Origin of the sequence: Pseudoalteromonas sp. Ps84H-4, assembly GCF_024124645.1 — a bacterium.
GTDB classification, from domain to species: Bacteria; Pseudomonadota; Gammaproteobacteria; order Enterobacterales; family Alteromonadaceae; genus Pseudoalteromonas; species Pseudoalteromonas lipolytica_C.
In genome coordinates this window covers 16,374-27,512 of sequence record NZ_JAMXSK010000001.1, presented here as the reverse complement: position 1 = coordinate 27,512, position 11,139 = coordinate 16,374, and the positions used below count along the sequence as shown (strand labels likewise).

Annotated in this window: 11 protein-coding genes; 2 read left to right on the top strand and 9 right to left on the bottom strand. The window is 41.8% G+C overall.

Translation table 11 applies throughout. From position 1 onward, the window contains the following. Window positions 1-92: 92 nt before the first annotated feature. Window positions 93-386: a hypothetical protein gene (locus tag NH454_RS00130; protein ID WP_253038011.1), complete on the top strand. Its 294-nt coding sequence runs from the start codon at window positions 93-95 to the stop codon at window positions 384-386. Window positions 387-471: 85 nt separating this feature from the next. On the opposite strand, the gene NH454_RS00125 is transcribed toward NH454_RS00130, so the two are convergent. Together NH454_RS00125 and NH454_RS00120 are read right to left on the bottom strand one after the other, a co-directional pair. Next, complete coding sequence (locus NH454_RS00125) at window positions 472-2,097, bottom strand: M28 family metallopeptidase (protein WP_235383625.1); 1,626 nt, start codon at window positions 2,095-2,097, stop codon at window positions 472-474. 126 nt (window positions 2,098-2,223) lie between these two features. Further along, window positions 2,224-3,243 carry an MBL fold metallo-hydrolase gene (locus NH454_RS00120; protein WP_235383626.1) on the bottom strand — a complete coding sequence of 340 codons (1,020 nt, stop codon included), beginning with the start codon at window positions 3,241-3,243 and terminating at the stop codon, window positions 2,224-2,226. A gap of 175 nt (window positions 3,244-3,418) precedes the next feature. Between NH454_RS00120 and NH454_RS00115 the strand changes: the two genes are divergently transcribed. Beyond that, window positions 3,419-4,012: a TetR/AcrR family transcriptional regulator gene (locus tag NH454_RS00115; protein ID WP_235383627.1), complete on the top strand. Its 594-nt coding sequence runs from the start codon at window positions 3,419-3,421 to the stop codon at window positions 4,010-4,012. A gap of 60 nt (window positions 4,013-4,072) precedes the next feature. Here NH454_RS00115 and lipA read toward each other — a convergent pair whose 3' ends face one another. The 7 genes from lipA to mrdA all read right to left on the bottom strand — a co-directional run bounded on the left by lipA (window position 4,073) and on the right by mrdA (window position 11,132). After that, window positions 4,073-5,038 carry a lipoyl synthase gene (lipA, locus tag NH454_RS00110; protein WP_130051157.1) on the bottom strand — a complete coding sequence of 322 codons (966 nt, stop codon included), beginning with the start codon at window positions 5,036-5,038 and terminating at the stop codon, window positions 4,073-4,075. Continuing rightward, window positions 5,031-5,687, bottom strand: coding sequence for a lipoyl(octanoyl) transferase LipB (gene lipB / locus NH454_RS00105; protein ID WP_135924117.1), 657 nt, complete (start codon window positions 5,685-5,687; stop codon window positions 5,031-5,033). Before lipB ends, lipA begins: the two co-directional genes overlap by 8 nt. Before the next feature lie 19 nt (window positions 5,688-5,706). Further along, a complete protein-coding gene (ybeD, locus tag NH454_RS00100) occupies window positions 5,707-5,985 on the bottom strand; it encodes a DUF493 family protein YbeD (RefSeq protein ID WP_135924118.1) in 279 nt (92 codons plus the stop codon). Window positions 5,986-6,169: 184 nt separating this feature from the next. Then, window positions 6,170-7,330 carry a serine hydrolase gene (locus NH454_RS00095; protein ID WP_199527570.1) on the bottom strand — a complete coding sequence of 387 codons (1,161 nt, stop codon included), beginning with the start codon at window positions 7,328-7,330 and terminating at the stop codon, window positions 6,170-6,172. Between the two features lie 54 nt (window positions 7,331-7,384). Continuing rightward, window positions 7,385-8,149: a septal ring lytic transglycosylase RlpA family protein gene (locus tag NH454_RS00090; protein ID WP_235383628.1), complete on the bottom strand. Its 765-nt coding sequence runs from the start codon at window positions 8,147-8,149 to the stop codon at window positions 7,385-7,387. Next, the gene (gene rodA, locus NH454_RS00085) at window positions 8,149-9,255 is read right to left on the bottom strand and encodes a rod shape-determining protein RodA (RefSeq protein ID WP_135924121.1); all 1,107 of its coding nucleotides are present in this window, start codon (window positions 9,253-9,255) and stop codon (window positions 8,149-8,151) included. Before rodA ends, NH454_RS00090 begins: the two co-directional genes overlap by 1 nt. Further along, a complete protein-coding gene (gene mrdA, locus NH454_RS00080; RefSeq protein WP_135924122.1) occupies window positions 9,252-11,132 on the bottom strand; it encodes a penicillin-binding protein 2 in 1,881 nt (626 codons plus the stop codon). Before mrdA ends, rodA begins: the two co-directional genes overlap by 4 nt. Window positions 11,133-11,139: the final 7 nt, after the last annotated feature.

Sequence of the window (11,139 nt, the reverse complement as noted above, 5' to 3'; positions counted from 1 at the left end):
TATAAAACAAGTGGTACTATGCAAGGGACAATCAATACCCTCAAAGTGGAGGCATTGAGCCACATTTTGCTCGTGCATGGACTCAGCGTTCAATGGGGACAGACGGCTCATTTGGTTGGGTTATTTATACTGATGATGATAATAATCAATTATTTGTAGGGTATTGCGTATATTATATCGGTGCACAAGCTAAGTATCTTGTTAAGTACGAGAATACTAACTTTGCAGGTAAAGACAATAACGCCCTATTAGCTATGATCGATTCAGAAGGCAAAACGGGGGGTTATGCATTTGAATTTAGCGGTGTAAATGTGGATTATTCTGGATTTGAGCATCGGCAGGAAGGGGTTGCTCAATCAAGAGAGCTGCGGGTAACGTTAGAATAATTAAGTTGGTTTAATCAATTAGCAAGTTAGCATATTGTACATAAAAAACCGAGCAATGAAGCTCGGTTTTGTATCTAAGCGAAGGTTATTGCTTGTCTTGCAAACGACGCGCTTTGAAATCAGACTCAGCTTTCCATTTTGGCCAGTCACCGTTATTAGCAAGTTTGGCTGCAATATCAACGATCAGTTCGATATCTTGCTTAACACCACCCATAGACCATTGGGGTGAATAGTCGTCAGCTTCTTTGTGATATTTATGGGCTATATAATCAGGATCAGTATCACCTAAGCTCATAAATAATAAACTTGGCACGCCTTGTTTAGCCAGTGAGAAGTGATCAGAGCGGAAGAACAATCCATTTTGAGGACGAGGGTCCATTTTTACATGACGCCCTTGAGCTTTAGCTGCATCTGCAAGGTAGTCTTCCATTTCAGACATGCCTTTGCCGTACTGCAATATGTAGTCAACGCCATCTAGCACGTTCATACCGTCAATATTAAGCAACGCGACTATTTGTTTGGTTGGTACAATTTCGCCAGTAGCGAATTGCTCAGAACCAATAAGCCCAGTTTCTTCAGCCGTAAAGTTGGCAAAGATAATAGAGCGTTTAAATGGCTTTTTCTTATGCATTTCAGTAAGGATACGGGCTATTTCAACTGTTGCTGCGGTACCAGAAGCATTATCAACAGCACCATTGTAGATTTTCACACCATCATCAGTTTGCTTCGTACCAAAGTGATCCCAGTGCGCACCAATTACTATGTACTCATCTGGAGTTTCGCTGCCTTTAAGCGTTGCCACAACGTTATGTGATTGTGCTTGAGAGATATCACTTTTTAGAGTCAGCGCTGCTTTTGCTTTTAAGTCGACAGGTTTGAAATCGGCTTTTAATGCATTTGCTTTCTCTGTTTGATAATCAAGCCCCGCTTGAGCAAAGATCTCATTTGCAGCTTGCTCATCAATCCAACCCATTACAGGGATGTCAGAAGCATTTTTATCTTGGTCAATTAAAGTGTATTTACTACCCGTGTTCGAGCTTTCTACTACACTCCAAGGATAAGCAGCAGGGGCTGTTTCGTGAACGATAAATACCGCTTTTGCGCCTTGGCGTGCACCTTCTTCATATTTGTAAGTCCAACGACCATAGTAGGTCATGGCATTTCCAGTGAAAAGTGATTCGTCTTGGGTGGCAAAACCTGGATCATTAACAAGCACGATAATTGTTTTGTCTTTTACATCAATATCGGCAAAATCATTCCAGTTGTATTCAGGTGCATTAATGCCATAGCCAACAAACACAACATCAGAGCCATCAATGTTGATCTCAGGGTTAATCTGTTGAGTACGAGCGGTAAAATCACTGCCAGCGTTAAAGCTTAAATCGCCCACTTTTAGGGTCATGTTTTGATCTGGAGTGAGTTTTGCCATGGTAACTGGCTGTAAAAATTCGCCATTAAAACTGCCAGTTAATCCGATTTTTTTATATTCATCTGCTAAGTAGTTAATGGTGAGTGTTTCGCCTTCGGTTAAAGGACCGCGGCCTAAGAATTCATCTGAGGCGAGGGTTTTAATATGTGAGCGTACATTCTCAATATTAACGGCTTCAAGGTTTTTTTCGCTTGGCTCATCAGCGCTTGATGTTGCTTGCTCGGAGCAACCGAATAAACCAATGGCAAGCGCTAAACTTGCGTATTTTAAGTGAGTTGTCATAGTTTTTCTGGTTGATTGCACAGAGTTCCACTATATGGGACGAGAAGGGGGCTGTCTAGAAAGAGTCTATAAGTAACTAATTATTCAGGATGAAAGGATAATAATGCACCTTTCATCCTGTCAATTTTACCACCACGCTTTATCAACTGCGTTATCTTGAATTTTAAATACTTCACCAACAAGTGGGGTACTTAGCGATACGTGCTCCTGTTGTGCTTTTTTGGTGACACGCTTGAGGGGGTCATACCAAGCATGAAATGCTAAATCTAAAGTACCATTATGCACTGGCACCATGATATCACCTTGTAAATCGAGGTGAGCTTGTACAGATTGCTCTGGTGTCATGTGAATATCAGCCCAATCTTTGTCATAAGCACCGGTTTCTATAAAAGTAATATCAAAGGGCCCATAACGATTACCAATTTCTTTAAAGCCAGCAAAATATCCCGAGTCACCGCTAAAATAAAAGCGCTTGTCATTTACTTTAATAGCCCATGAACCCCAAAGGGTTTTATTGCCGTCTGTTAAACCTCGACCAGAGAAGTGCTGGGTTGGTGTAAATACAATTTGGCTATTTGCCATATTTTGCTCTTGCCACCAATCAAAACTATGGACTTTTTGTTCATCAACGCCCCATTTTTTAAGGTCGTTTTCGACTCCCAATGGCACATAAAAAGAGGCTGTTTTATCAACAAGCTGTTTAATTGCCGCTTTATCTAAGTGATCATAATGGTTGTGTGAGATAAACACTTTCGCGATGCTTGGTAATTCTTCAATACTAATTGGTGTTGGTTGAAAGCGCTTTGGACCCATGAATGAAAAAGGCGAAGCGCGCTCTGAAAATACCGGATCAAATAGCCAGTATTCGCCATACACTTTCGCTAAAATAGAGGAGTGACCTAGCTTTACAAAATGCACTGTGTCATTTGATAAACGCTCAAGCTGAGCATGAGAAACACAGTGCATAGGCAGCTCGCCCTTTGGCTCTGCATCAATTTTCTTTTCAGTAATGAAGCGTTTGAAGATAGCTAACGTTTTCTTAAAGCTGGGTCTTTCTACTTCAGCACTATTGTGGAACTTGCCATCAGCCAGTTGCGCAGAGTGGCTGTTATCACTCACGCCTTCAGCAGCTAATTGATTATTCATAACAAACACTCCTATCACGATGCATAGAGTGGCGATTGCGAGCCATATTAGAAATTTCATCTCGTCACCATAAGTAAACTACACGGTGTAGTTTTTCATGATTTGCTATAAAAGTAAACTATCTAGTGCATTTTTTATTTTTGCGTTACACTAGTAGCCCTTATCGGAGGGGTCCATGAAATTATCACAGAGAAAACGATTAGATATTTTGAATGCAGCTGAAACACTGTTTTTTCAGCAGGGTGTTGAGCATACAAGTATGGATCAGGTTGCAAGCTTAGCGGGTGCCTCAAAGCGTACCGTATACAATCACTTTGAAAATAAAGATGTGTTGTTTCAAGCCATTCTAGTGTTTATGTTTGAAAAAGTTCGCCAAGAGCAAGCGGTTGTATTTGATGCTTCTTTACCAATTGCAGAGCAGTTAACACGTATTGCCGAGCAAGAAGTGGCACTTTTGACCTCTGAAGAGTTTTTAAAAGTAGCGAAAGTCGCCTTTATGCAAATGTTACAGCAGCCCGATTTAGCAAAATCATTAGCGAGTAACAGCATGGGCTGTATGCACGACCTAGTGACGTTTTTAGAAGCAGGTGTGCAAGCACAGGTTTTAACGATTGATGATGTTGAGTTTGCAGCAAAACAGTTTGTGTATCAGTTAAAGTCTCTGATCTTTTATCCGTTGCTGTATGGCTTTGAGCGCCAAGAAGGCGACTCAGATAACAAAGTAATAAGCGAAACAGTAAAAATGTTCTTAGCGCGTTATGGGCGCTGATATTTTGGAATATAAAAAAGCCCGCTTAATGCGGGCTTTTAAATAATAGTTTTACAACTATTATTTTACTTCTTTACCAGCAGCTTGTTGGTCAGCATGGTAGCTTGAGCGAACAAATGGGCCACAGGCTGCATGTGTAAAGCCAATTTCGTCTGCATAGTCTTTTAATGCATCAAACTCGGCTGGCGGCACGTAGCGTTTAACAGGTAAGTGGTGCTTTGAAGGTTGTAAGTATTGGCCTACTGTTAGCATATCAACGTTATGCTCGCGTAAGTCACGTAACACTTCTTCGATTTCGCTAATTTCTTCACCTAGACCTACCATCAAGCCAGACTTCGTTTTCACATTCGGATGTGCTTCTTTGAAGCGACGTAATAACTCAAGTGACCACTTATAGTCAGCACCTGGACGCGCTAATTTGTATAAACGCGGTGCTGTTTCTAGGTTGTGGTTAAATACATCTGGTGGTGTCTCGATTAAGATATCAAGGGCTCTGTCCATGCGACCACGGAAGTCAGGTACTAGAATTTCAATCGTGATCTCTGGGTTGTGCTTACGAATTTCACGAATACAGTCAGCAAAGTGTTGTGCACCACCATCACGTAAATCATCACGGTCTACAGAGGTGATTACAACATAGCTTAGCTTCATGTCTTTAATAGTAAGCGCTAGCTTTTCAGGTTCAGCTGCATCAGGTTTTAATGGACGACCGTGAGCAACATCACAGAACGGACAACGACGAGTACAAATAGCCCCTAAGATCATGAAGGTTGCTGTACCGTGATTGAAACATTCAGATAGGTTAGGGCACGAAGCCTCTTCACAAACTGAGTGCAAACCATGTTTACGCATCGCTTGTTTAATACCATCAATACGTTCAGTTGATTTAGGTAAGCGAATTTTTAGCCACTCTGGCTTACGCAACATTTCGTTTTTTTCAGTCGGTAAAACTTTAACTGGGATCAGTGCCATTTTTTCTGCATCACGCAGTTTTACGCCTGGTTCCATTTTGACTGGTTTATTCATTCGTTTCAAACCCTTCAGTGTGCTTAACCACAGTAGCATTAAGCTTTTTAATCATGTGTTTTACAAGCCCTGCACCTGCTTGCTCGAGGTTTTGCGGACCATTAAGGTCAGTTGTTTGCACCATGTTCATGCCTGCATAGCCGCATGGGTTGATACGTAAAAACGGACTCAAGTCCATATTTACATTCAGTGCTAAACCATGGAATGAGCAGCCGCGACGAACTCGTAAGCCCAATGAGGCAACTTTACTATCGTTAACATAGACACCCGGTGCATCCGCTTTGGCGTAAGCATCAATGTCGTAGTCTTTTAACGTGTCGATAATGCACTCTTCAAGCCAAGTTACCAGCTCTCTTACACCAATGTTTAAACGACGTAAGTTGAACAGTACATACATCATTTGCTGACCTGGCCCGTGGTAGGTTACTTGACCACCGCGGTCTACTTGGATCACTTCGATATCACCGGTATTTAATAAGTGCTCAGCTTTACCAGCTTGACCTTGAGTAAATACAGGCTCGTGCTCTACAAGCCAAATTTCATCGGCTGTGTGCTCATCACGGGTGTCGGTAAAAGATTGCATTTTTTGCCAAATTGGCATGTAACGCTGACGACCTAACTGACGAACGATTAATTCTCTTTCGCTCACGACTTACTCCGTAATCAGCCTATAGCATGTGACGTACGTCATCGATGTTGCTGATCACGTTATAGATTTCTTCAATGTGCTCTTTACTTGTAACGGTTGCCACAAGCGTGACTGACTCGTAATTACCTTTGCTGCTTGGTTTTACCTTTGGCGCATAATCGCCTGGTGCAATTGGTTGCAGCTTTTCTAGGATCTGGTCTGTTAGATTTACGTTTGCTAAGCCCATGATTTTAAAAGTAAATGGGCAAGGGAAATCTAAATACTCATCAAACTTAGTATCTTTTACAGGTTGAACCACGACGGTGACTCCTCAAAACAGTGAGTGTGCTTAATCGAGACTTTCTCGGCCAGTTCTTGGCAGTAAGCAGACTTAAATTACGACGCACTCGACCCAGCGCGACTGATATGGGGCGCATTCTATCATTTTTCAGACAAAAAAAAACGCCTTGCAGTGCAAGGCGTTTATAAACTTTTATCTGAGATTACATGATCTGTAAACGTAAGTAATCGTAGATCTTGCTGAAGAAGCTGCCTTCTTCTACTTCTTCAAGTGTAACTAACGGATATTGAGCGATTTCTTCACCATCCAGTTGCAAGAATAAGGTGCCAACTTTACTACCTTTGGCAAGTGGAGCTTCTAGAGTTTTATCAAGCTCAAAGTTCGCTTTTAAGTTTTTACGCTGACCACGTGGGATGGTGATTGGCGTATCTTCTAAAATACCCAGTGAAACATTTTCTTTGTTACCCATCCAAATGCGTTGCTCCGCAAAGCTGTCACCTGCTTGATATGGTGTAATCGTTTCAAAGAAACGGAAACCGTAGTTTAGTAATTTTTTACTTTCAACTTTACGAGCACGCTCGCTTTCGGCACCCATAACAACAGCGATTAAACGCATATCATCTTTAGTTGCTGAGCTCACTAGACTATAACCCGCTTCTGACGTGTGACCGGTTTTAATACCGTCTACGTTCATGCTTTCATCCCATAATAGAGAGTTGCGGTTATATTGTTTAATACCGTTAAAAGTGAATGACTTTTTAGCGTATACTTCGTATTCATCTGGTACATCGCGAATAAGTGCAGCACCAAGAGTGGCCATATCACGTGGCGTTGTGAAGTGCTCGTTAGTATCTAATCCGTGACTGTTTACGAAATGGCTGTTTGTCATACCTAACTTTTCAGCGTGAGCATTCATTAAATCAGCAAATGCACTTTCGCTACCAGCAATGTGTTCAGCCATTGCTACGCACGCATCATTGCCTGATTGAATAATGATACCGTGGTTAAGGTCGTCAACACTGATTTGCTTACCCACTTCGATGAACATTTTTGATGATTCAGGAAAGTTTTTTGCCCACGCTTTTTCACTCACGGTGACCATGTCAGTTGGTGAGATATTGCCGGCTTTAATTTCAGTACCGATGACGTAACTGGTCATCATCTTGGTTAGACTGGCAGGTGCCAGCTTAGTATCGGCTTCGCCTTCAGCAATGACCTTACCTGTGGTGAAATCAACCAAGAAATAACCTTTCGCATTAACTTGTGGTGGGGCAGGAATGATTTGGGCTGTTGCTGAAAATACACTCGCTGTGCAAACAAGGCCACAAACGCCACTTAAGATTTTATATTTTATAGATTTCATCGTACTCATTAATGGTTAAAGTTAAACATGTCGCGTTAACCTATTCTAAAGGTCTTACTCACTGTAAAGCAAGAACGCGTTCTGAAATTGGTTTTGTTTTAGCTTTTCTAAAACAGTTTGTGCTTCTGCGGCATCTTTTATTGGACCAAGACGTAATCGATAGATTCCATCTTTTTCAACAATGTTTGTTGGCACATGATATTGCTGACGAAGTTGAAACGCGAGCGCTTCAACATTGGCAAGAGTACTTCCCGCTGCAACCTGTATGTAACTTAAACGAGGGGCAGAATTGCTAAGTGTAATGGCTTCAACCTTAACACGCGCTGTACCTTGGCGATAATAATCTAGTTTATAGGCCGCAGAATAAGATAAATCGATGATACGGTCATCATGGAATGGGCCGCGGTCATTAACGCGAACAATGACAGATTTACCGTTATCTAAATTAGTGACTCGTGCAAAGCTGGGTAATGGCAAGGTTTTATGCGCTGCAGTCATCGCGAACATGTCATATATTTCACCATTAGATGTATGATAGTTATGAAATTTTCTACCGTACCATGAGGCAATCCCTTCTTCAGAGTAGCCTGTTTCATCTAACATGGGAGTGTAGCGTTTTCCACGAACTTCATAAGGGCGACTCGCACTGGCACTCTTAACTACAGCCGTTACTACTGCATCTTGCATTTCAAGTTCGGTAGGCTTTCGAAGCGGGGCTGCATCATGCTCCATAGCATAACGACCTTGCTGCGACGAGCTACAAGCAGTGAGCATTACAGAAAATAATGCAACAAATAGAAAACTATTGCGATGTGTCATTATTTTAAAAGCATCCTTTTATCTGTGGCGATAGACATAATAATGCCAAATCCTGCCATCAAGGTCACCATAGAGGTGCCGCCATAACTGATCAAGGGTAAAGGGACACCGACCACAGGCAGTAAACCTGACACCATGCCAATATTTACAAATACATAAACGAAAAAAGTTAAAGTTAATGCACCTGCAAGCAGTTTACCAAACGCATCTTGGGCATTGACCGCTATGTATAAACCACGACCAATGATGAATAAATACATGCACAGTAATAAACACACTCCAAATAAGCCAAACTCTTCGCTTAAAACAGAGAAGATAAAATCGGTATGACGCTCGGGTAAAAATTCAAGTTGTGATTGCGTACCTTGCAGCCAGCCTTTTCCTTCAATTCCGCCTGAGCCAATTGCAATTTTCGATTGAATAATGTGATAACCAGAGCCAAGAGGATCACTTTCAGGGTCTAAAAATGTTAATACGCGTTGTTTTTGATAGTCGAGCATAACGTAGTGCCAAAATGGCCAAGCAGCAATGGCTACTGTAGCGGTAAAAAAGCCGATTAATCGCCAACTTAGACCTGACAAAAACAATACAAAAATACCTGAACTGGCGATCAATATTGATGTTCCTAAGTCAGGCTGCTCTTTGATTAGGATGGTAGGCACCATCACAATCGCAAAACCAATGATTAGATGAATAATGCGGGGTGGTAAATGGTTGCGACCGATATACCATGCGACCATCATAGGTACGGCAATTTTCATTAATTCAGATGGCTGAAATCGAGTAATACCAAGATCTAGCCAACGTTGCGCACCTTTCGAGCTAACACCAAATAGCAGTACCCCGATGAGCATTAATAGGCCCACGCAATAAAGTGGAATAACCATTCTTTTTAGCGTGTTTGGCGAAAATTGCGCAAGAATAAACATGCCTAGTATCGCCCCAAACATCCGTGTGGCATGGCGGATCATCATCGCTGGGTCTTGACCACTGGCACTGTAAACAATGGTTAGGCTGCCTACCATCATGAGCATTAACGCTATCAGGAGCGGTAAATCAAGGTGAAGGCGTTGCCAGATAGAGCGTTTTTTATTTAATGGGATCATGGCGCATCACTTTGTGCAACAGGCAGAGGGTTAGCTGAAAAATAATAATCCATCAATTGACGAGCAATAGGCGCACCTACGGTACTGCCGCCACCGGTATTTTCTACAACCACAGAAACCACAATTTGTGGGTCATTATAAGGTGCAAAGCCAACATAAATTGCGTTATCGCGTTGACGCTCTTTAAGTGATTTAGCGTCATAACGTTCACCTTGGGCAATACTAACTACTTGCGCGGTACCGGTTTTACCAGCAGGGTCATAATTGGCACCTTTAAATGCTTTATGGGCGGTGCCGGTGACTTTGTGTACTGTGTTGTGCATTGCATCAAGCGCTATTTGCCAATGGTGAGGGTTTTTTAGCACCACCGGTGGCTTTTCATCGTTGTTTATTTGAGTGACTTCATTTTCTTTTTTAGCCACTTGCACTAAGTGGGGTGGGTGATCAATCCCACGATTAACTAAAATATTCGTCGCATTAGCTATTTGCATCGGTGTTGCGGTCCAATAACCTTGGCCAATACCCACTGAAATTGTATCACCACGCCACCACGATTCTCTAAAGCGGCCTTCTTTCCATTCTTTTGATGGCATAATCGCAGAGGTTTCTTCATGAATATCAATACCTGAAAGTTCGCCAAAACCAAATTGAGACATAAAATCACTGATTTTAGTAATGCCTAAGCGATACGCCACGTCATAAAAATAAGTATCGCATGACTCTTCAATAGCACGATAAACGTCAACATGGCCATGACCCCAACGTTTCCAGTCACGCCATTTATGTTCAACGTTTGGAATTTGAAAAAAGCCCGGATCCCACATTTGTGTTTGCTCGGTAACAAGTCCTTCCTCTAGCGCTAAAATGGCCATATGTGGTTTAACCGTAGAAGCTGGTGCGTAACGACCTTGTGTGGTTCTATTTATTAGAGGGCGATCTGGGTTCAATAACTTTTTGTAGTCGCTACTACTGATGCCATGAACAAATAAGTTTGGGTCGTAACTTGGGTTAGAGTAAAGAGCCAGTACGCCACCATCTTTTGCGTCGAGCACAACGACAGCGCCGCGCATATCTTTTAAAGCATGCTGTGCAATTTGTTGTAAGCCTATATCCAGAGTAAGTACCAAGTCATGGCCTGGCTCTGGTGGGGTCATGCTTAAAGTGCGAATGATACGACCCCTGTTGTTAACTTCTACACTTTGTGAGCCAACTACACCATGAAGTAATTGCTCATAGTATTTCTCGATACCTAGCTTACCTATATCATGTGTAGCACGGTAATTTGTTGCTTGATCATCGGCTTCTAATTTTGCCAGCTCTTTTTTATTGAGTTTGGCAACATAACCTAATGCGTGAGTTAAAGTATCACCATAAGGGTAGTAACGAGCTAGTCGTGCTTCAATACTAAAACCAGGGAATTTGTGCTGATTAACTGAAAACTTGGCAACTTCAGTTTCGTTTAATCGTGCTTTAAGGACTTGGCTCTTAAAACGGCGATTATGTTTGATATCATCTAAAAACTCTTCTTTTTGTTGTTCACTGATATCGATAATTTGTTGAACATCTTCTAATGCTTGATCTAGGTTATCTGTTTCTTCTGGAATGACTTCAAGGTTATATACAGGTTTGTTTTCAGCAAGTAAAACGCCATTTCTGTCATAAATTAAACCCCGATTCGGGGCAATTGGGATAACTTTGATCCGATTATCATTAGAGCGTGTCTGGTAGTCTTGGTGGTCGATAACTTGAATGTTATATAAGTTTGATAATAAGACACCAATTAATAATGTAACAAACACAAAGCCCACAAACGCGCGGCGAGCAAATAAATTAGCTTCAGCCGAGTGGTCTCGAATTGTGGGTCTGTGTTTTCGCATTGACTAA